Source organism: Kitasatospora sp. NPDC059673 (genome assembly GCF_042734215.1).
Taxonomy (GTDB): Bacteria; Actinomycetota; Actinomycetes; order Streptomycetales; family Streptomycetaceae; genus Kitasatospora.
The window spans coordinates 158234-179270 of record NZ_JBHWEN010000008.1; the positions used below are offsets into that span (position 1 = coordinate 158234).

Annotated in this window: 17 protein-coding genes and 1 tRNA gene; 2 read left to right on the forward strand and 16 right to left on the reverse strand. The window is 71.9% G+C overall.

Annotated elements, in window-relative coordinates; all coding sequences use genetic code 11:
• Positions 1 to 320: 320 nt before the first annotated feature.
• The 11 genes from prmC to ACFV18_RS12600 form a co-directional block, all read right to left on the reverse strand.
• Entirely contained in the window at positions 321 to 1187 is an 867-nt protein-coding gene (prmC, locus tag ACFV18_RS12550; protein ID WP_380482223.1) for a peptide chain release factor N(5)-glutamine methyltransferase, read from the reverse strand.
• Positions 1188 to 1209: 22 nt separating this feature from the next.
• A complete protein-coding gene (prfA, locus tag ACFV18_RS12555) occupies positions 1210 to 2286 on the reverse strand; it encodes a peptide chain release factor 1 (RefSeq protein ID WP_380482225.1) in 1077 nt (358 codons plus the stop codon).
• A 122-nt stretch (positions 2287 to 2408) separates the two neighbouring features.
• Complete coding sequence (gene rpmE / locus ACFV18_RS12560) at positions 2409 to 2633, reverse strand: 50S ribosomal protein L31 (protein ID WP_380482227.1); 225 nt, start codon at positions 2631 to 2633, stop codon at positions 2409 to 2411.
• A gap of 125 nt (positions 2634 to 2758) precedes the next feature.
• Positions 2759 to 3871, reverse strand: a complete 1113-nt coding sequence (locus ACFV18_RS12565) for an LCP family protein (protein ID WP_380482229.1) — start codon at positions 3869 to 3871, stop codon at positions 2759 to 2761.
• A 143-nt stretch (positions 3872 to 4014) separates the two neighbouring features.
• Positions 4015 to 6135: a transcription termination factor Rho gene (gene rho, locus ACFV18_RS12570; protein ID WP_380482231.1), complete on the reverse strand. Its 2121-nt coding sequence runs from the start codon at positions 6133 to 6135 to the stop codon at positions 4015 to 4017.
• Between the two features lie 506 nt (positions 6136 to 6641).
• On the reverse strand, positions 6642 to 7559 hold the full coding sequence (gene thrB, locus ACFV18_RS12575; protein ID WP_380482233.1) for a homoserine kinase: 918 nt from the start codon (positions 7557 to 7559) through the stop codon (positions 6642 to 6644).
• A gap of 282 nt (positions 7560 to 7841) precedes the next feature.
• Positions 7842 to 8939 carry a threonine synthase gene (gene thrC / locus ACFV18_RS12580; RefSeq protein ID WP_380482235.1) on the reverse strand — a complete coding sequence of 366 codons (1098 nt, stop codon included), beginning with the start codon at positions 8937 to 8939 and terminating at the stop codon, positions 7842 to 7844.
• Between the two features lie 8 nt (positions 8940 to 8947).
• Positions 8948 to 10240: a homoserine dehydrogenase gene (locus ACFV18_RS12585; RefSeq protein ID WP_380482236.1), complete on the reverse strand. Its 1293-nt coding sequence runs from the start codon at positions 10238 to 10240 to the stop codon at positions 8948 to 8950.
• Between the two features lie 132 nt (positions 10241 to 10372).
• Positions 10373 to 11764: a diaminopimelate decarboxylase gene (gene lysA / locus ACFV18_RS12590; RefSeq protein WP_380482238.1), complete on the reverse strand. Its 1392-nt coding sequence runs from the start codon at positions 11762 to 11764 to the stop codon at positions 10373 to 10375.
• 97 nt (positions 11765 to 11861) lie between these two features.
• Positions 11862 to 13517, reverse strand: coding sequence for an arginine--tRNA ligase (gene argS / locus ACFV18_RS12595; protein ID WP_380482240.1), 1656 nt, complete (start codon positions 13515 to 13517; stop codon positions 11862 to 11864).
• Between the two features lie 117 nt (positions 13518 to 13634).
• Positions 13635 to 14150 (reverse strand): response regulator, encoded by a 516-nt coding sequence (locus tag ACFV18_RS12600; RefSeq protein ID WP_380482242.1) that lies wholly within the window; start codon positions 14148 to 14150, stop codon positions 13635 to 13637.
• A 168-nt stretch (positions 14151 to 14318) separates the two neighbouring features.
• On the opposite strand from ACFV18_RS12600, the gene ACFV18_RS12605 reads away from it, so the two are divergent.
• Positions 14319 to 14390: transfer RNA gene (locus ACFV18_RS12605), tRNA-Arg, on the forward strand.
• Between the two features lie 118 nt (positions 14391 to 14508).
• A complete protein-coding gene (locus ACFV18_RS12610) occupies positions 14509 to 14847 on the forward strand; it encodes a hypothetical protein (RefSeq protein WP_380482244.1) in 339 nt (112 codons plus the stop codon).
• A 7-nt stretch (positions 14848 to 14854) separates the two neighbouring features.
• Here ACFV18_RS12610 and ACFV18_RS12615 read toward each other — a convergent pair whose 3' ends face one another.
• The 5 genes from ACFV18_RS12615 to ACFV18_RS12635 all read right to left on the reverse strand — a co-directional run bounded on the left by ACFV18_RS12615 (position 14855) and on the right by ACFV18_RS12635 (position 20957).
• A complete protein-coding gene (locus ACFV18_RS12615) occupies positions 14855 to 15607 on the reverse strand; it encodes a hypothetical protein (RefSeq protein WP_380482245.1) in 753 nt (250 codons plus the stop codon).
• A gap of 79 nt (positions 15608 to 15686) precedes the next feature.
• Positions 15687 to 16661 carry a trypsin-like serine peptidase gene (locus tag ACFV18_RS12620; RefSeq protein ID WP_380482246.1) on the reverse strand — a complete coding sequence of 325 codons (975 nt, stop codon included), beginning with the start codon at positions 16659 to 16661 and terminating at the stop codon, positions 15687 to 15689.
• Positions 16662 to 16869: 208 nt separating this feature from the next.
• Positions 16870 to 18450 carry an MFS transporter gene (locus ACFV18_RS12625; RefSeq protein ID WP_380482247.1) on the reverse strand — a complete coding sequence of 527 codons (1581 nt, stop codon included), beginning with the start codon at positions 18448 to 18450 and terminating at the stop codon, positions 16870 to 16872.
• A gap of 87 nt (positions 18451 to 18537) precedes the next feature.
• Positions 18538 to 20250, reverse strand: coding sequence for a DUF885 domain-containing protein (locus ACFV18_RS12630; RefSeq protein ID WP_380482249.1), 1713 nt, complete (start codon positions 20248 to 20250; stop codon positions 18538 to 18540).
• Between the two features lie 56 nt (positions 20251 to 20306).
• On the reverse strand, positions 20307 to 20957 hold the full coding sequence (locus ACFV18_RS12635) for a rhomboid-like protein (RefSeq protein ID WP_380482250.1): 651 nt from the start codon (positions 20955 to 20957) through the stop codon (positions 20307 to 20309).
• Positions 20958 to 21037: the final 80 nt, after the last annotated feature.

Here is a 21037-nt window from a genome sequence, read left to right on the forward strand (position 1 = left end):
CAGCGCCCTCCGGACCGTCGAGCTGAGCCCGTGCGCAGCCCGCTCGGGCCGTCCAGCCGCGCCCGCGCCTTCACAACGCAGCCCGCTCGGGCCGTCGAGCCGCATCCGGTGCTCGCAACAGACCCCTCCGGGCCGTCGCACCGCGCCCGCGTCCTCACGACAGACCCCTCCGGGCCGTCGCACCGCGCCCGCGTCCTCACGACGAAGCCCTCCGGGCCGTCGTACCGCGCCCGTGTCCTCACGACGAAGCCCTCCGGGCCGTCGTACCGCGCCTGAGGTTCACAACGAAGCCCTTCGGGCCGTTGTGCTGTGCCCGATGTTCACAACGAAGCCCTTCGGGCCGTTGTGAAGCGGGGCCGGTTGTTCAGGTCCCGGTGGTCCGCCGCGTCCGTCCAACCGCCCTCCTCGCGGAAGATCCACGGGACCTGCCCGCCCTGGGTGTCCGCGTGTTCGATCACCACCGCGCCGCCGGGCCGCAGCAGCCGGGCGGCGACCCGCTCGATGCCGCGGATGGTGTCCAGGCCGTCCTCGCCGGAGAACAGCGACATCTGGGGGTCGTGGTCGCGGGCCTCGGGGGCGACGTACTCCCACTCGGTGAGCGGAATGTACGGCGGGTTGCTGATCACCAGGTCGAACCGGCCGTCCCAGGCCCGGTCGTCGGCGAACGCCTTGGTGGCGTCGCCCTGGTGCAGGTGGACCCGGGCCCGGTCGGGGCTGGCCTCGATGTTGCGTCGGGTGTAGGCGATCGCGCCCTCGTCGAGTTCGAACGCGTGCACCGTGGAGCGCGGCAGCTCCTGGGCGAGCGCCAGCGCGATCGCCCCGGAACCGGTGCACAGGTCGACCACCAGCGGCTCGGCGACGTCCATCGCGCGGACCGCCTCTATCGCCCACTCGACCACCGACTCGGTCTCCGGCCGGGGCACGAACACCCCGGGGCCGACCTCCAGTTCGAGGTAGCGGAAGAACGCCCGCCCGGTGATGTGCTGCAGCGGCTCGCGCTGCTCGCGCCGGGAGATCGCCTCCCAGTAGCGGGCGTCGAAGTCCCCGTCCGGCACGGTGTGCAGCTGGCTGCGCTTCACGCCGTGGATGTGCGCGGCCAGCTCCTCCGCGTCGAAGCGCGGCGAGGGCACGCCGGCCGCGGCCAGGCGCTGGGTGGCCTGGGCCACCTCGGCGAGCAGCAGGTTCATCCCACGGGCCCCTTAGCTAGGCTCAGTTCTCCTGCGCGGCGGCCAGCTTGGCCGCGGCGTCGGCGTCCACACAGGACTGGATCACCGCGTTCAGGTCGCCGTCCAGCACCTGGTCCAGGTTGTACGACTTGAAGCCGGTGCGGTGGTCGGAGATGCGGTTCTCCGGGAAGTTGTACGTCCGGATCCGTTCGGAGCGGTCGACCGTGCGGACCTGGCTGCGGCGGGCGTCGGACGCCTCCCGCTCGGCCTCCTCCTGCGCGGCGGCCAGCAGCCGCGAACGCAGGATGCGCATCGCCTGCTCCTTGTTCTGCAGCTGGCTCTTCTCGTTCTGGCAGGACGCGACGATACCGGTCGGCAGGTGGGTGATCCGGACCGCGGAGTCGGTGGTGTTGACCGACTGCCCACCCGGGCCGGAGGAGCGGTAGACGTCGATCCGCAGGTCGTTGGCGTGGATCTCCACCTCGACCTCCTCGGCCTCCGGGGTGACCAGCACGCCCGCGGCGGAGGTGTGGATGCGGCCCTGCGACTCGGTCGCGGGCACCCGCTGCACCCGGTGCACGCCGCCCTCGTACTTCAGCTGCGCCCAGACGCCCTGGCCGGGCTCCGCGTTCCCCTTGGTCTTCACGGCCACCGAGACGTCCTTGTAGCCGCCGAGGTCGGACTCGTTGGCGTCGATGATCTCGGTCTTCCAGCCGACCCGCTCCGCGTACCGCAGGTACATCCGCAGCAGGTCGCCGGCGAACAGCGCGGACTCCTCGCCGCCCTCGCCCGCCTTGACCTCCAGGATGACGTCCTTGTCGTCGCTCGGGTCGCGGGGCACCAGCAGCAGCCGCAACTCCTCGGTGAGCTCCGCCTGGTGGGCTTCGGACGCCTTCGCCTCGGCGATGAAGTCCGAGTCCTCGGCGGCGAGTTCGCGCGCGGCGACGATGTCCTCGCCGGCCTGCTTCCAGGCCAGGTAGGTCCGGGTGATCGGGGTCAGCTCGGCGTACCGCTTGGCCAGCTTGCGCGCGTTCGCCTGGTCGGCGTGCACGGACGGATCGGCCAGCCTCTTTTCGAGGTCGGCGTGCTCGACGAGGAGCTCTTCGACTGCCTCGAACATCGGGTGGTCCTACTTCCGTGAGTGCCGAACAGGGGGGTGGTGAGGGGAGAGACGCGAACGGCGCCGGCCCGAACGCCCCCGTGAAGTACACGAGGGCGCCCGAGACCGGCGCCGCGGAAGCGCTAGGCCTTGTTGCCGGAGAGCTTCTTGCCGAAGCGGGCCTCGAAGCGGGCCACGCGGCCACCGGTGTCCAGAATCTTCTGCTTGCCGGTGTAGAACGGGTGGCAGTTCGAGCAGACCTCGGCGCGGATCTCACCGCTGGTCTCGGTCGAGCGAGTGGTGAACTCGTTGCCACAGGTGCAGGTCACCTTGGTGACCACGTACTCCGGGTGAACGTTGGACTTCAACGGATTCTCCTAGCTGATCGGGAGGGCACCGGGTCGGCGGATGTGGATATCCGCACGTGAACCGGGACCGACGGACCAGTGTGCCAGCACTGCCCGCTTCTTCCCAAACCGGGAGGCGGCGCGAGCTATTCCGCGCCCCCGGGCACGGCCGCCGCGCCCGGGTGTATCGACGCCGTGGCGGACGGGGAGCTCTCCGCCGGGTTGCTCGGCTGCTCGGAGACCACCGGCTGCGGCACCGGCCGGTCGGCCCGCATCGCCGCCCACAGCTGCTGGGCGTCCGGTTCCTTCGGGAGCACCCGGTTCGGGTCGCTGGGGGCGTACCCCACGGGCAGCGTGACCATGGTGAGCTGGTCCGGGCCGATCTGCTTCAGGGTCTGCGCCAGGCCCACCAGGGAGCTCACCGAGGCCAGTTCGGAGTCGGTGGTGAGCGCCCGGGTCAGTTTGTCGCCGAGGCTCCACGCCGCCACCGGGTCGGCGGCCAGGCCCAGCGTGTCGATCCGGCCGAGCATGGCCCTCACCATCTCCTTCTGGAGCTCGATCCGCCCCAGGTCGCTGCCGTCGCCGACCCCGTGCCGGGTGCGGACGAACGCCAAGGCCTGCTGCCCGCCCAGGTGGTGGCTGCCGGCCGCCAGGTGCAGTCCGCTGTCCTGGTCGTCTATCGGCACGGTGGTGGTGACGTCCACGCCGCCGATCGCGTCGATCAGCGAGGCGAAGCCGGCGAAGTCCACCTCGACGAAGTGGTCCATCCGCATCCCGGTGAGCTGCTCGGTGGTCTTCACCGCGCAGACCGGGCCGCCGACCTCGAACGCCGAGTTGTACATCGCGCTGCGGACCGCCGGGACGGGCTTGCCGTCGAGGCCGGTGCAGGCGGGCCGGGCGACCAGGGTGTCGCGCGGTATGGAGACCACCGAGGCGGCGGTGTGCGACTGGTTGACGTGCACCACCATGGCGGTGTCCGAGCGGGCGGTGTCCCCGGTGTCGCCGCCGGCCAGGCTGCCGTTGGCGCCGGAGCGCGAGTCGGAGCCGAGCACCAGCAGGTTGAACGAGCCGTCGGTGGAGGCGGGCGGGCGGGCGCTGCCCAGTTGCCCGGAGATGTCGACGCTGCGCAGGTTCGAGTTCAGCTTCCAGTAGGCGAGCCCGCCGAGCCCCACGACCACCAGCACCACGGCGGCCAGCGCGAACAGCGTGATCCGCAGCCCGCGGCGACGCGCGGTGCGGCCCTTCCGGTGCTCGGCCATATCGCCTCATTTCGCCCGTAGTGCGACCTTTCGAGCATAAGTGACGCACCGGTAGGGCGAGCCGGTTCTGAACGCCGCGTGAGAAAAGCCCGAGACCCCGCACCGCGCGGAGCGGTACGGGGTCTCAACAGGGCCTGACCAGGTCAGTCGCCGGAACCCGGGGTGTTCTTGGCGATCTGCATCAGGAACTCGGCGTTCGTCTTGGTCTGCTTCATCTTGTCCAGCAGCAGCTCGATCGCCTGCTGCGAGTCAAGGGCGTGCAGCACCCGGCGGAGCTTCCAGACGATGGAGAGCTCCTCGTGGCCGAGCAGGATCTCCTCCTTGCGGGTGCCGGAGGCGTCCACGTCGACGGAGGGGAAGATGCGCTTGTCGGAGAGCTTCCGGTCGAGCTTGAGCTCCATGTTGCCGGTGCCCTTGAACTCCTCGAAGATCACCTCGTCCATCCGCGAGCCGGTCTCGACCAGTGCGGTGGCCAGGATGGTCAGCGAGCCGCCGTTCTCGATGTTGCGCGCGGCACCGAAGAACTTCTTCGGCGGGTACAGCGCGGTCGAGTCGACACCGCCGGACAGGATGCGGCCGGAGGCGGGCGCGGCCAGGTTGTAGGCGCGGCCCAGGCGGGTGATGGAGTCCAGCAGGATCACCACGTCGTGGCCCAGCTCCACCAGGCGCTTGGCGCGCTCGATGGCGAGCTCGGCGACGGTGGTGTGGTCCTCGGCCGGGCGGTCGAAGGTCGAGGAGATGACCTCGCCCTTCACCGACCGCTGCATGTCGGTGACCTCTTCCGGACGCTCGTCGACCAGGACGACCATCAGGTGGCACTCGGGGTTGTTGTGGGTGATCGCGTTGGCGATCGCCTGCATGATCATGGTCTTACCGGTCTTCGGCGGGGCCACGATCAGACCGCGCTGGCCCTTGCCGATCGGCGACACCAGGTCGATGATCCGGGTGGTCAGCACACCCGGGTCGGTCTCCAGGCGCAGCCGCTCCTGCGGGTACAGCGGGGTCAGCTTGCCGAACTCGGGGCGGCCGCGGCCGCTGTCCGGGTCCATGCCGTTGACGGAGTCCAGGCGCACCAGCGCGTTGAACTTCTCGCGGCGCTCGCCGTCCTTCGGTTGCCGGACGGCGCCGGTGATGGCGTCACCCTTGCGCAGGCCGTGCTTGCGGACCTGGGCCAGCGAGACGTAGACGTCGTTCTGGCCGGGCAGGTAGCCGGAGGTCCGGACGAACGCGTAGTTGTCGAGGATGTCCAGGATGCCCGCGACCGGGATCAGGACGTCGTCCTCGCTCAGCGGGACCTCGGGGCCGCCCGCGCCCTCGAAGCCGTCGCGGCGACGGCCCCGGCGGTCACGGTAGCGGCCGCGGCGGCCGCGGCGGCCGTCGCCGAACTCGTCGTCCTCGTAGCCGCCCTGCTGCTGGGCGCCGCCGCCCTGCTGCTGGCCCTGGCCCTGCTGCTGGGTCTGCTGGCGGGACTGGCCGCCGTCCTGCTGCTGGCCGCCGCCCTGCTGCCGGTCGGCGCGGTCGCGCTCGCGGCGGTTGCGGCGGTCCCGGCGGGACTCGCGGACCTCGTTGTCGCCCTCGGCCGTGGCGGCCTCGGTGCTGCGCTCGGTGCGCTCGCCGCCCTCGCGGCGGTCGCGGCGGTCCCGGCGCTCGCGGCGCTCGGAACGGCCCTCGCCCTCGGCGGCCTGGCGCTGGCCCTCGGCCTTGGCGTCGGCGGCCGGCTGAGCCTGCTCGGTGGTGGTGGCGGTGGCCTCGGCGGTCGGCGCACCGGCGGCCGCGGTGGCGCGGCGGCGCGGACGCTCGGTCCGGGTGGTGGCGGCCGCGGTGTCGGCGGCGGCCTGCACCGGGATCTCGATCTGCGCCTGCGGCTGCGGCTCGGTGGCGGCGGCGGTGCGGGCGCGGCGGGTTGCCCGCGGCGGGGCCGCTGATTCACCCTGCTCCTCGGCGGCGGCCGGAGCGGCCTCGGCGACGGGGGCAGCCGACTTGGCGGCCTTCTTGGCGGCCGGAGCGGCGGGGGCGGAGCCGCCCGCGAGCAGCGGGTCTCCGCCGCTCTTCTCCTTGATGGCCTCGATCAGCTGGCTCTTGCGCATCCGTCCGGTACCGCTGATCCCGAGGGTCGAGGCGAGCTTCTGGAGCTCGGCCAGGACCAGGCCGTCCAGGCCGGCGGCAGCGGTACGACGGCGTCGCGCCGGAGCCGCAGGGGCGGCGGCAGCGTCCGACGCCTCGGCATCCGGGCGCGCGCCCATCAGATCGGTGGTGTCGCTCACTAAGGGTCCTTCCCTGGAGCGGACGTCGGCCTGTCTGGCACGGCGACCGGTTGTGCTGTCCTGCCCAGCATCTCTATGTGCTGGTCAGGGGCTGGATTCCCGCGGAAGGCTGGTCCTTCCGGGGAGCTGCGAAGTGCGGTGCACTGTGGTGCGAAGGTGGCGCGGACGGCCGGTACCGACCTCGCTGCGCCTGTTGATGCCCGGGCCCCCGTCGCGCGGCGGCAGTTCGGGCCCCGCCCGGCCAGGCCTCAGTGCAGAGGCTGCGGGTGGGAGTCTGGTGCCGTCACGGCCTCGGGATGGGCCGCAGTCGCGCAGGCAGGCTGCGTACGCGGTGTGGCGGGCTCCCGGAGAATCGTGATCCCGAGCTTCCGGCCCCCGTGCGGACGGGGGAACGGGATCGGGATGCGTCGCACCGGGCCCCGGAGGGCATCTGGTGCAGCAATGAGGTTAACACTACCGACCCCCTGACACATTCCCCAGCCCTTTGTTTGTCAATCGTGTCCGTCTCACATGTCGAGCGGCAGAACGGTCGCACCGGTGCGGTCGAGCTCCAGCCGGTGCGCCGCGAACTGCGGCCCCGCGAAGTTCAACAGCTTCTCCGCGCCAGCCTCGTCGGTGAGCGCGAGCACCGTCGGTCCGGCGCCCGAGATGACGGCGGGTACGCCCTCGGCGCGCAGCGCGGCGACCAGGGCGGCGCTGTCGGGCATGGCGGAGGCCCGGTAGTCCTGGTGCAGGCGGTCCTCGGTGGCGGTGAGCAGCAGTTCGGGGCGGCGGGTGAGCGCCTCGACCAGCAGCGCGGCGCGGCCGGCGTTGACGGCGGCGTCGGCCAGCGGAACGGTCTTGGGGAGGAGACCGCGGGCCGTCTCGGTGAGCACCTCGGTGGAGGGCACGAACACGACCGGGACCACCCGGTCGGAGGGGTCGAGCGTGATGGTGCGGGCGGTGCCGTCCTCGGTCCAGGCGACGGTGAAGTTGCCGCGCAGACAGGCCGCGACGTTGTCGGGGTGGCCCTCCAGCTCGGAGGCGAGGGCGAGCAGCGCGTCGTCGCCGAGGGCGGAGGCGCCGCCGATGGTGACGGCGCGGGCGGCGACGATGCCGGCGCAGATCGCCGCGGACGAGGATCCCAGGCCGCGGCCGTGCGGTATGCGGTTGGCGCAGACCACTTCGAGGCCGCGGGGCTGCCCGCCGAGCCGGTCGAAGGCGGCGCGCAGCGAGCGGACCAGCAGGTGGCGCTCGTCGCGGGGCAGGGTGTCGGCGCCCTCGCCGGCGATGTCCACGCTCAGGCCGGAGTCGGCGACCCGGACCACCACGTCGTCGTAGAGCCCCAGGGCGAGGCCGAAAGCGTCGAAGCCGGGGCCGAGGTTGGCGCTGGTCGCGGGGACGCGGACCCGGACGGCGGCGGCGCGGAACGCGGGACCGGCCATGCGGTGGACACTCCTGAAAAGTGGGGGAGGCCCGGACGACGGGGCCTGCGGTGGTACGACGGCGGGAGGTCGAAGGGAGCGCGCAGCATGGCGCGGCCCGCCGGGGTCCAGCGTATCGAAGAGAGGTTCCAGAGCGGTACACCCTGCCCGGCCCGGATCTGCCGTGTTGCCACAAGAAGCGGAAAAGCGCCGGTCGGATGACCTGAAAGCGGTGCAGAAGCCGTTGAGCGGCAGGCCTGGTCGGGCCTGCCGCTCAACGGGGTTGACGCCGGATCAGTCGGGTCAGTCGAGCAGGCCGAGGCGGCGGGCGGCCGTCTCCGGGTCGATCGGGACGATCTGCGGCTGCGGCGCGCCGGCCACCGCCCAGTCCGGGTCCTTGAGGCCGTTGCCGGTGACGGTGCAGACGATCCGCTGGCCGGGGTCGACCAGTCCGGCCTCGGCCTTGGCGAGCAGGCCGGCCACCGAGGCGGCCGAGGCGGGCTCCACGAAGACGCCCTCCTGCGCGGCCAACAGGCGGTAGGCGGACAGGATCTGGCGGTCCGTCACCTTGTCGATCAGGCCGCCGGACTCGTCCCGGGCGGCCAGCGCGTAGTCCCAGGAGGCCGGGTTGCCGATCCGGATCGCGGTGGCGATGGTCTGCGGCTTGAGCACCGGGGCGCCGTCCACGATGGGCGCGGAGCCGGACGCCTGGAAGCCCCACATCCGGGGGGTGCTGGTGGCGAGGCCGTCGGCCGCGTATTCGCGGTAGCCCTTCCAGTAGGCGGTGATGTTGCCGGCGTTGCCGACCGGGAGGACGTGGATGTCGGGGGCGTCGCCGAGCATGTCGACGATCTCGAAGGCGGCGGTCTTCTGGCCCTCGATGCGCACCGGGTTGACCGAGTTGACCAGGGCGACCGGGTACTTCTCGGAGAGTTCGCGGGCGAGCGTGAGGCAGTCGTCGAAGTTGCCGTCCACCTGGAGGATCTTCGCGCCGTGCACCAGCGCCTGGCCCATCTTGCCGAGGGCGATCTTGCCCTGCGGGACGAGCACGGCGGACACCATGCCGGCCCGGACCGCGTATGCGGCGGCGGAGGCGGAGGTGTTGCCGGTGGAGGCGCAGATGACGGCCTGGGCGCCGTCCTCCTTGGCCTTGGAGATGGCCATGGTCATCCCGCGGTCCTTGAAGGAGCCGGTCGGGTTGGCGCCTTCGACCTTGAGGTAGACCTCGCAGCCGGTGCGCTCGGAGAGCACCTGGGCGGGGACGAGGGGCGTGCCGCCTTCGAGCAGGGTGACCACGGGGGTGGAGTCGGTGACCGGGAGGCGGTCGCGGTACTCCTCGATGAGGCCGCGCCACTGGTGGGTGTGGGTGCCTCGGGCAGCGTTTTCGGCAAGGGCGTTCATGGTTCTTCCTACTCCCCTTCGACCCGCATGATGCTGGCCACGTCGCGCACGCTGTCCAGTGCGCGGAGCTTGTCGACCGTCGCCGACAGGGCGGCGTCGGTGGCGCGGTGGGTGACCACGACGAGTGCGGCGTCGCCGTCGCGGCCCTGCTGGCGCACGGTGTCGATGGAGACGCCGTGCTCGGCGAAGACCGAGGCGACCTGGGCGAGCACGCCGGCCCGGTCGTCCACGTCGAGGCTGACGTGGTAGCGGGTGACCACCTCGTCCATCGGCTTGGCGGGCAGCTGGGTGTAGACGGAGTCGCCGGGGCCGGTGGTGCCGTTGACCTTGTTGCGGCAGACCGCGACCAGGTCGCCGAGGACCGCGGAGGCGGTCGGCGAACCGCCCGCGCCGGGGCCGTAGAACATCAGCCGGCCGGCCGCCTCGGCCTCGACGAACACCGCGTTGTAGGCCTCCCGGACGGAGGCCAGCGGGTGGCTGAGCGGGATCATCGCCGGGTGCACCCGGGCGGTGACCGAGCTGCCGTCGGCGGAGCGCTCGCAGATCGCCAGCAGCTTTACCACGCAGCCCATCTGCTTGGCGGAGGCGATGTCGGCGGCAGTGACCTCGGTGATGCCCTCGCGGTACACGTCCGCGGCGGTCACCTTGGTGTGGAAGGCGATCCCGGCCAGGATGGCGGCCTTCGCGGCGGCGTCGAAGCCCTCCACGTCGGCGGTCGGGTCGGCCTCGGCGTAGCCCAGCGCGGTGGCCTCCTCCAGCGCCTCGGAGTATCCGGCGCCGGTGGTGTCCATCTTGTCGAGGATGAAGTTGGTGGTGCCGTTGACGATGCCCAGCACCCGGTTCACCTTGTCGCCGGCCAGCGACTCGCGCAGCGGGCGCAGCAGCGGGATGGCGCCGGCCACGGCGGCCTCGTAGTAGAGGTCGACGCGGGCCGTGGCGGCCGCGGTGTGCAGTTCGGCGCCGTCCTTGGCGAGCAGCGCCTTGTTGGCGGAGACCACCGAGGCGCCGCCCGCGAAGGCTTTCAGGATCAGCGACTTGGACGGCTCGATGCCGCCCACCACCTCGATCACCACGTCGATGTCGCCGCGGCCGACCAGGGCCTCGGCATCGGTGGTGAGCAGGTGCTCGGGCACCCCGGGGCGGGGGCGCCCGGCCCGCCGTACCGCGATGCCCGCGAGCTCCACCGGGGCGCCGATGCGCGCGGCGAGGTCGTCGGCTGTCGTCGTCATGATGCGCGCCACCTCGGAGCCCACCACACCACAGCCCAGCAACGCCACCTTCAGCGGGCGCGTACGCATCATCCGACTCCGCTCTGCATTCTTCGGTCCCCGCCGGGGCGATTCGGTGTCCCCGGGGGCTTTCCTGTCCGTACCAGTCTCCGGGACTTTCCGCACGGATCTACGGCCGGTCCACGTTCTGAGACGAAAATTTCGTCAGCCGATATCGAGGCGCAGGAGATCCTCTTCCGTCTCGCGGCGGACGATCACCCGGGCCGAGCCGTCCGCGACGGCCAGCACGGGGGGCTTGAGGGCGTGGTTGTAGTTGCTCGCCATCGACCGGCAGTAGGCGCCGGTGGCGGGCACCGCGATCAGGTCGCCGGGGGCCAGGTCGGCGGGCAGGAAGGCGTCCTTGACCACGATGTCGCCGGACTCGCAGTGCTTGCCGACCACCCTGACCAGCATCGGTTCGGCCTCGCTGGTGCGGGAGACCAGCGCCACCGAGTACTCGGCGTCGTACAGCGCGGTGCGGATGTTGTCGGACATGCCGCCGTCCACGCTGACGTAGGTGCGCAGGCCCTCCAGCCGCTTGACGGTGCCGACCTCGTACAGCGTGAACGCGGTCGGGCCGACGATCGCCCGGCCGGGCTCCACCGAGATCCGAGGGGCCGTCAACTGTGCTGCGGCGCACTCGCGTCGGACGATCTCGCCGAGCGAGACGGCGATCTCGGCGGGCTCGCGCGGGTCGTCGTCGGGGGTGTACGCGATGCCGAGGCCGCCGCCGAGGTCGATCTCCGGCAGCTCGACGCCGTGCTCGTCGCGGACCTCGGCGAGCAGGCCGACCACCCGGCGGGCGGCCACCTCGAAACCGGCGAAGTCGAAGATCTGCGAGCCGATGTGCGAGTGGATGCCGCGCAGTTCCAGGGAGGGCTTGGCCAGCACCCGGCGGACCGCCTCGGCGGCCAGACCGCCGGACAGCGACAGGCCGAACTTCTGGTCCTCGTGCGCGGTGGCGATGAACTCGTGGGTGTGCGCCTCGACGCCGACGGTGATCCGGATCAGCACCGGCTGGCGGACGCCCCGCGCACCGGCGATCTCCGCCAGGCGGTCGATCTCCTGGAACGAGTCGACCACGATGTGCCCGACGCCGGCCTTCACGGCCTGCTCCAGTTCGTGCGCCGACTTGTTGTTGCCGTGCAACGCGATCCGCTCCCCCGGCATGCCGGCCGCCAGCGCCACGTGCAGCTCGCCCAGGGAGCACACGTCGACGTTGAGGCCCTCCTCGTGCAGCCAGCGCACCACGGCCTTGGACAGGAACGCCTTGCCCGCGTAGTACACGTCCGCGTCGTCGCCGAAGGCGTCCCGCCAAGCGCGGGCGCGGGCCCGGAAGTCGGCCTCGTCCAGCACGTACGCGGGGGTGCCGAACTCGGCGGCCAGGGTGCGGACATCGACGCCGCCGACGGTGGCTGCGCCGTCCGCGCCGCGGGTGACGGTGCGCGACCAGATCTTCGGGTCGAGGGCGTTCAGGTCGGCGGGCGGGGCCTGGTAGTGGCTCTCGGGCAGCACGTCGCCGTGCCGGGGACCTGCGGGGTGGGCGGAGCGAGACATGTGCGGTACTTCCTCGGCCTATGGCAAGGGGCGGCGGCCGGTCTCCGTCGACCGGTCCGCCGCCCCCGCTCGTGCTGCGCTTGGGGGTTGTGGTGCTTTACATCCGCTCGGGGGCGGATACGCCGAGCAGACCGAGGCCGTTGGCGAGCGTCGTTCGCGTGGCGTCGGCGAGCCAGAGGCGGGCGTGCGTGAGGTCGGTGACCTCCTCGTCGCCCTTCGGCAGGATCTGGCAGTTGTCGTAGAACCGGTGGTAGGCGCGGGCCAGCTGCTCCAGGTAGGTGGCCACGTGGTGCGGCTCGCGCAGTTCGCCGGCCTTGGCCAGCACCCGCGGGAACTCGCCGAGCTGACCGAGCAGGTTGTTCTCCCACTCGGTGTTCAGCAGCTCCGGTTTGAACTCCGCGCTGCGGGCGATGCCCTTCTCCACGGCGTTGCGCTGCACGGAGCACATCCGGGCGTGCGCGTACTGCACGTAGAAGACCGGGTTCTCGGCGGTCTGGCTGGTGACCACGTCGATGTCGATGGTGATGGTGGAGTCGGTGGACTGGCGCACCAGCATGTAGCGGGCGGCGTCCACGCCGATCCAGTCGATCACGTCGTCGATCGTGATGATGTTGCCCGCGCGCTTGGAGAGCCGGACCTCCTTGCCGTCGCGCAGCATCTTCACGAACTGACCGATCATCACCTCGATGTTGCGGTCCATGTCGTCGCCCGCGCAGGCCGCGATGGCCTTGAGGCGGTTGACGTAGCCGTGGTGGTCGGCGCCGAGCATGTAGACCGAGACCTCCGCGCCGCGGTCCCGCTTGCTCAGGTAGTAGGCGGCGTCGGCGGCGAAGTAGGTGGTCTCGCCGTCGGCCTTGATCAGGACGCGGTCCTTGTCGTCGCCGAAGTCGGTGGTGCGCAGCCAGATCGCGCCGTCCCGGTCGAAGACGTGGCCCTGCTCGCGCAGCCGCTCCATGGCCTGCTGGACGGCGCCGGAGTCGTGCAGCGTCTTCTCGGAGAACCAGGTGTCGAAGTGCACCCCGAACTCGGCCATGGAGCGCTGGATCTCGGCGACCATCAGCTTCAGGCCCTCGGTGCGGAAGGCCAGCAGCTGCTCGTCCTCGGGCAGCTCCAGGATGCCGGGCACGCCGTCGGTGACGGCCTTGGCGATGTCGTTGATGTACTCGCCGACGTAGCCGTCCTCCGGGACGGGCTGTCCGTTGGCGGCGGCCTTCAGCGACTTGGCGAACTTGGTGATCTGCACGCCGGCGTCGTTGAGGTAGTACTCGGTGGACACCTCGGCGCCGGAGGCCTTGAGGACGCGGGCCAGCGAGTCGCCGACGGCGGCCCAGCGGACGCCGCCGATGTGGATCGGGCCGGTCGGGTTCGCCGAGACGAACTCCAGGTTGATCTTCAGGCCCTTGAGCGCCTCGTTGCGGCCGTACGCCTCGCCCGCCTCGACGATGGTGCGCGCCAGCTCGCCCTGGGTGGCGGCGTCCAGCGTGATGTTCAGGAAGCCCGGGCCGGCGATGTCGACCTTCGCGACGCCGGTGATCTCTCGCAGGCGGGCGGCCAGCGTCTCGGCGACGGCTCGCGGCGGCTTGCCGGCCGGCTTCGCGAGCTGGAGGGCCACGTTGGTGGCGTAGTCGCCGTGGTCCCTGTTCTTGGGCCGCTCGACCGTCACGTGCGCGGGCACGTCGACGGTCAGCTCGCCTGCCTGGATGGCGGCGCTGACGGCGGCCTGGACTGCCTGGGAGAGTTCTGCGGGTGTCACGGGCCCAAGCCTAGGCGAGAGGGGGTGGTCGGCCGCCACTCGGTTTGCCGAGTGGGACGCGCGTCGCGCCGCCCGGTGTGCTTCGTCTCGTCGGACAGCGCCGCAGACCGGCACATCTCACGGGCGTGACTCGTCCGGCGGAACAAGTTCCTGCGCCTGTTCGCTCAGGGCGAAATTACGCGGGGTTTGGACGGGCGGATGAGGCGCGCTGCCGAAGTCGTACGCGAAACGGCGCCCGGCGCCCGCCGCAGCCGGACGATCCATCGCCCGCAGGCGGCGCACCAGCTCGATCAGGTCCGCCGGGTCGAACGGCTTCGCCAGGTAGCCGTCCACCCCCACCGACTCGCCGCGCTCCAGATCCGCCGGGGTGCAGGCGCTCACGATCGCGATCGGCAGGTGGGCGGTCTCCCAGGCGGCGCGCAGCCGGGCCGCCGTCCGCAGCCCGTCCAGCCGGGGCATCACCACGTCCAGCGTCACCACGTCCGGCGCGACCCGGCGGACCACCTCCAGGCACTCGGCACCGTCGGCGGCGGTCACCACCTCGAAGCCCTCCAGCTCCAGGTTGACCGTGATCAGCCGACGGATCGCCTCGCTGTCGTCCACCACGAGGACCCGCCCCGACGTCGCCGCCACCTCACCGAGGGTAGCCGCGCCCCGCCCCGCCCGTCCGGCCTTTGCGCTACTTGCCGGTCACCCCCTGACGGCCCGTCCGGATCCCGTTGCCGGAAACCCGTGCACGGAGCACGGAGTTTCCCTGGTAGTGTTTTCCCCGCAAGGCCGGGTGATCGCAGATCGCCCAGGGCCCCCGTAGCTCAGGGGATAGAGCACCGCCCTCCGGAGGCGGGTGCGTAGGTTCGAATCCTACCGGGGGCACTTCGCGGCAAGTGCGTGAACGAGGCTCAGGTCCAAGTGACTTGGGCCTTTTTCGTTTGCCCTTCACGCTGCCCCGACCGGTACGCTCCCCCGACACCTGAACGAGGGGGGCACCACCATGACCAACACGGTTCCGAACCTGTCCGACGACCGGCTGGCCTGGCTGGCCGTCCGGGACCAGCTGAACAAGAAGGCCCGCCGGCCCGGGGCGTTCGGCTGGTTCACCGCACTGTTCGGCCTGCTGAGCCTGCGGGCCGGTGCGCGGGCGGCCGGGATGGCCGGGGACATGCGGCGCGAGGCGGCCTCGGGGAAGCTGCACGAGTACGCCTTCGCCGTGGACACCGCCGCAGAGACCCTCACCGCCACCGAGCGCGCGCACCTGCGGGCCACCGGCGAGGTTCCCGCCCACTTCCTGGCCGAGGTCGAACGCCTGGTGGCCGAGCGCAAGAAGCGCTGACCTGCCGTCAACTCGGCTTCCGCTTGCGGTGGTCGCCGCGCAGCACCAGGGCCGGGGTGGCGGGGTCGTAGGCGCCGCAGGCGGTGGTGGACCAGGGGGACCACTGGCGGGGGACGGCGAAGTACGGGACCAGGACGGGGCCCGTGCGGCCGGGGGCGGCCTTGGCGGGGAGCAGCGCGGGCAGCACGTCGGGGGTCTGGCCGGCCAGGATCGCGGTGCGGCAGGAACGGCAGGCGGGGCGCCGGTCCGCGGCGGCCTCGCGGGCTGTGAGGTGGGCCCGTTGGCGGGTCTTGCGGCTCTTCGGCTCTTCGGCGGCGCTCGCGGCCGGGCCGTGCAGCGGGTTGTAGTAGCAGCGGACGGCGAGCGGGCCGGGCCGCTGTCCGGCGTGCAGCAGGTGGGCGGCGGCGAGCCTTTCGACGGCCTGCTCGGCGAGCACCACGGCGGCGGCCAGGTCGGGCAGGTCGGTGTCGCGGTGGTCGGCGCGGTCGAGCAGCCGGCCGGCCGCCTCGTACGCCTCCAGCGCCCACTGGTAGGCCCGGCGGGCGGCGGACTCCTCGGTGGGGAGCTGGAGTTCGGCGGCCTGGAAGACCGCGCCGGCGGTGGTGACCCGCTCGGCGGCGAGTTCGCGCAGCCGGTCCCGGAGGGCTTCCCACTCCCCCAGCACCAGGGCGTTGTGCTCGCGGATCTCCCGGCGGCTCGGGTGCTGTGGGGATGCCGGGGCGGGCCCCGCGGCCTTCAGGAACCACCAGCGGCGGAACACCGCGCCTCCCCCTCGTGTGCGTCGTCGCACCATTGTGGGTCACCCGGGGGGTGAAGCGGCAGGGGGTTTCCGGGGCCGGTCAGCTCGCCCGGGTGACCAGGTCGGCGACGGTGTGGTCGAAGTAGGCGCTGTAGGACGTGTCGTTGGTGTCGCCGCCCTGCTGGTAGCCGCCGATGACGCCTATCACCTGGCCGGTGGCGGCGTCGATGAACGGGCCGCCGCTGGTGCCGTTGGGGAAGGACGGGCCGTCGATGCGCCGCTGGAAGGTGTCCTCGCGGCTGGTGACGTTGGTGCACAGTATCGGCTTCTCGGCGCCGTCCGGGTAGCCGTACAGCCGGGTCTGGACGGTCCAGGCGGCGTTGATGCCGAGCGGGTTGCCCCCGACCACGTCCTCGATCCGGCGGCCGTCGCTGGGGGCGACGGTAAGGACGGCGAAGTCCTCGTCGGGGTCGTTGTCGTTCTGCCAGCCGTCCGCGGTGTACACCTTGGTGACCTGCCAACTCCCGAACGGGGCCTGGCCGTCGTGGTAGCCGGGGACGAAGGTGATGCTGCTGACGCCGGCCAGGCAGTGCGCGGCGGTGAGGATCAGGTCGCGCCCGGGGCTGTCGATGACGCTGGCGGTGCAGAAGTGGTTGCCCGGCCCGATGTCGCCGGTGAACAGCGCGCCGACCCGGACCGATTCGGTGTTGACCGCGGCGGTGGCGGTGACGCCGAGCTTCACGTCCGGTGGCGCGAAGGGCGGGATCTGCCGGGTGAGACCGGCGGTGGGATCGGCGGACCCGGCGGCGTCGGGCGTGCCGGGCGACTCTCCCGCAGCGGTCTCCGCGCTCGCACTCGGGCTCGCCTCGGCGGCGGTGCTCGTCACGGGGGCGGGCACGGGGGCCGAGGCGGCCATCGCGACGCTGTCGGCGCTGGTCCGCTGCCGCGGGTCGCGCACGTGGACGGAGAACAGCCCTGCGACGGCTATCACGCCGACCACGCCGACGGCGAGGAACGAGCTGAGGACGACCGGCCGCAGCGAGCGGCGCTTGCGCTGCTTGGAGTGCCGTCCCATGGTGCCCCGTTCCTGCCGACCGGAGGATCGTAGCGGTGTCCGCGTCCTTCCCGACGCGGACACCGCTGACCCGAGCTGTCTCAAATATGCGTCGCCGAGCTGGAAATGCCGTGATTCCTGGCTGGGAGACTCGTGAGATTTCCGGTGGCGGACAGCAGGGTCTCATGTCCGGGGCCGGGTACGGGGACGGCGGCACCGGGCGCTCCGGTCAGGCCACCGCTCTGGCCTCGGTCTGGGCGGTCCGGCCCTCGGCCTCGCCCGGGGCGGGCCGGTGGGTGATCATCAGGAACGCGACCACCGCGGCGAACAGCAGGATGCCCATCGCGACGACCGTGGCGACCGCGTAGCCGTGCACCGCGCCCTGGGCCTGGACCAGTGGGTCGGTCGGGTTGCGGGTGGCGAGGTAGCTGGCGGTGACGCTGGCGGCGATGGTGTTGAGCAGCGCGGTGCCGATCGAACCGCCGACCTGCTGGGCGCTGTTGATGATGGCGGAGGCGGCGCCGGTCTCCTGCGGGGCGACGCCGAGGGTGGACAGGTTGATGGCCGGCATGAAGACCAGGCCGAGGCCGATGCCGAGCAGCAGTTCGGCGGGCAGCACCAGGCCGAGGTACGAGCTGTCCACCCGCAGTTGGGTGAGCCAGGCCATGCCGCCCGCGCCGATCAGCAGTCCGGGGACGATCAGGGCGCGGGTGGGGATGCGGGTCATCAGCCGGGAGCCGATGCCGGCCGAGCTGAGGATGATCGCGCCGGTCATCGGCAGGAAGGAGACGCCGGCCCGGATCGGCGAGTACCCCTTGACCACCTGCATGTAGTAGGTCAGGAACAGGAACAGCCCGTACATGGCGATCACCGCGAGGCCGACCGAGAGCGCGCTGCCGGCCCGGTTGCGCTCGCGGACCAGGTGCATCGGCAGCAGCGCGTGCGGAGTGCGCCGCTCGACCAGGGCGAACACGGCGAGCAGGGCGACACCGGTGCACAGCGCGGTGAGCACCAGCCAGTCGCCCCAGCCGCGATCGACGGCCTCGGAGGTGCCGTAGACGATCAACAGCAGTCCGCCGCAGCCGAGCACCGCGCCGGGCAGGTCGAGCCGGACCCGGTGCGAGCGGTCGATGTGGTCGCGGCGCAGCAGGTAGTAGGCGCCGAGCGCGGTGGCCGCGGCGATCGGGCCGTTGACGTACAGGCACCAGCGCCAGCTGAGGTATTCGGTGAGCAGACCGCCGGTGATCAGGCCGATCGCCGCGCCGCCGCCGGCCAGGGCGCCGAAGACGCCGAACGCGGTGGCCCGTTCGCGCGGGTCGCGGAAGGTGATCGACAGCAGCGACAGCGCGGACGGGGCGAGCAGCGCGCCGAAACTGCCCTGCAGGGCGCGGGCGGCGAACAGCATGCCGCCGCTGGTGGCGAAGCCGCCGAGGCAGGACGCCGCGGCGAAGCCGAGCAGGCCGACGATGAAGGTGCGCTTGCGTCCGAAGAGGTCGCCGATCCGGCCGCCGAGCAGCAGCAGACCGCCGAAGGCCAGTGTGTAGGCGGTGATCACCCACTGCCGGTTGGCGTTGGAGATGCCCAGGTCGTGCTGGGCGGACGGGAGGGCGATGTTCACGATCGTCGCGTCCAGGACGATCATCAGCTGGGCGATGGCGATGACCGCCAGGGCCCACCAGCGGCGCGGATCGGCCGGCTGGGTTTCGGGGGCGTGCTGGGAGGTCACCGGTGGACCGCCTTCCGCCGAGTCGGGAATGGGCCTGGATGGCGCGCACGGCGCTCTCTCCAGCCAAACGCCCGATCCGGTCATCGGCAAGGCAGTATGTACGGCTTTGTCGCGATTTGGGACGGTGGACCCGGGTGCCCGGCCGCTCGGCCACCCGGGACACTCCTGCGACTACAGCGCGCTCAGCTCCGTCACCAGGTCGTCCAGGCCCAGCGAGCCCTGCGACAGCGCCGCCATGTGCCACGCCTTCAGGTCGAACTCCTCGCCGCGCGCCTCGGCCGCCGCCCGGGCCGCACTCCGGCCGCTCAGCCAGGCCCGCTCGCCGAGCTTGTAGCCGATCGCCTGGCCCGGCAGGCCCAGGTAGCGGACCAGCTCGCTGTCCAGGAACTCGGCGGACAGGCCGCAGTACGCGCCGAAGAACTCCCGGGCGCGCTCCGGCAGCATCGGCTCGCCCGCGGCGAACGGCGAGTCGGCCGGGAACTCCAGCTCGGCGTGCATGCCGATGTCCACGATCACCCGCAGCGCACGCATCATCTGCGCGTTCAGGTAGCCCAGGCGGTGACCCGGGTCGGTGAGGTAACCCAGCTCGTCCATCAGGCGCTCGGCGTACAGCGCCCAGCCCTCCATGTTGGCGCTGACGCCGCCCAGGGTGACCTGGTAGGTGGAAAGCTGGTCCGCCACGTACGTCCACTGCGCGAGCTGCAGGTGGTGGCCGGGGACGCCCTCGTGGTACCAGGTGGAGACCAGGTCCCACTCCGGGAACGCGTCCCGGCCCAGGGTGGGCAGCCAGGTCCGGCCGGGGCGGGAGAAGTCCAGCGACGGCTGGGTGTAGTACGGGGCGGCGGCGCTGCCGGGCGGGGCGATCCGCGACTCCACCTTCAGCAGCGGATCGGCCAGGTCGAAGTGCACGCCCTGCAGGTCGTTGATCGCCCGGTCCATCAGGCCCTGCAGGTACTCCTGCACCTCCTGCTCGCCGCGGATCGCCGGGCCGTCGGTCTCCAGCCACTTCATCGCCTGCATCGGGCTCGCCCCCGGCAGCACCTTCTCCGCCTCGACCCGCATCTGCGCGTCCAGCTCGTGGAACTGCTCCCACGCCCACCGGTACGCCTCGTCCAGGTCCAGGTCGGCGCCCGTCCAGAACCGCACCCAGCGGGTGTAGCGCTCGCGGCCGATCGCGTCGGGGGTGCCCTGGGCGGCCGGACCGTACACCTCGCGCATCCAGTCGCGCAGCTCGGCGAGGGCAGCGGTCGCCTCGACCGCGGTGGCGGTCAGCTGCTCCCGCAGGTGCTCCGGCGCGGGAGCGACCAGGTCGCCGAACCAGCCGCCGGGACGCTCGGACTCGATCCACTCGCCGAACTGGCCGACCACGGTGTCGACCTGGCGCGGCGCCGACAGCAGGCCGCGGCGCACGCCCTCCTCCAGGGTCTGCCGGTACTGGGCGACCGCCTCCGGGAAGCGGGCCAGCCGGCGGCCCAGCCGCAGCCAGTCCTCGTCGGTGTCGGTGGGCAGCAGGGTGAAGATCTCGCGGGTGTTGTGCACCGGCGAGCCCAGGTTGCGGACCGACCGGAACTCCTCGCCCGCGTCGTGCACCGCGAGTTCCGCGGTCAGCCGCTCGCGCAGCAGCCGGGCGCAGCGGCGCTCCGCCTCGTCCTCGATCGGGCCGGCCGCCTCCAGCGCGTCCAGCTCGGCGAGGGTGCGGCGGGCCAGGTCGTCGAGGGCGGCGGTACCCGCCGGGGACAGGTCCGTGAGCCGGTCGTCCTCCGGGTTGAGCCCGAGATAGACCGCGGTCAGCGGGTCGAGCTCGGCAAGGGCGTGGACATAGGAATCGGCGATGCGGCGCGGGGTGGAGCCGCCGGCATGACGGTCGTTCAGTTCATGAGCCATCCGGCCATCCTGTCGCAGCGACGGGCGAATTCAAGCCCCAACCGGAAGGGACCGCGTCAACTGCGTACCGGCCACCGGCGCCGCACCGCCTGCGACGGGTCCCAGACCGGCCGGCCCCGGGTGATCGGACGGAACGCCAGCCCGATCAGCACCGCGCAGAAGTGCCCCAGGTCGGTGAAGGTGTGCGAGACCAGCAGCGGCACCAGGTAGAACACCACCAGCCCGTAGCCGTACACCCGCCGCCACACGCCCGCCAGACCCCACGTCAGCACGCCCTCCACCCCGGCCAGCGCGTACGACACACCGACGTCCACGGTGTTCGCCATGTTCATCGGCAACACGTGATGGTGGACGCCCCAGGCCACCACCCCCTGGCTGATGTACGTCGCCAGGACGTGCGCGCTCAGCGCCACCGTCAGCCAGCGCCCGGTGCCCAGCCAGCGCTCGGCGGGGACGTGGAAGATGTGGAACATCACGAAGTAGAACCAGAAGTTCGCCTGCTCCGTCCAGATCAGGCTGGCAAGCAGGACGTGCACCGGATGCGAGGTCAGCTGGTCGATGTTGGTGGACCGGCTCTGCAGGAAGTAGTGCAGGGCGGCCGGGTCCATCCGGGCCACCACGAAACTGGTGACCGCGAGCAGCAGCAGCCACACGTACGTCCCCGGAGACCTGCCGATCCACCGCCCGACCGCCCGAACCCACCGCACCGGCCGCTCCTCATCATGATCCGCCGAATTCTGCTCACAGTCTGCGGTCGGCGGCAACGGCCCGCCCGGCGATTACGCTG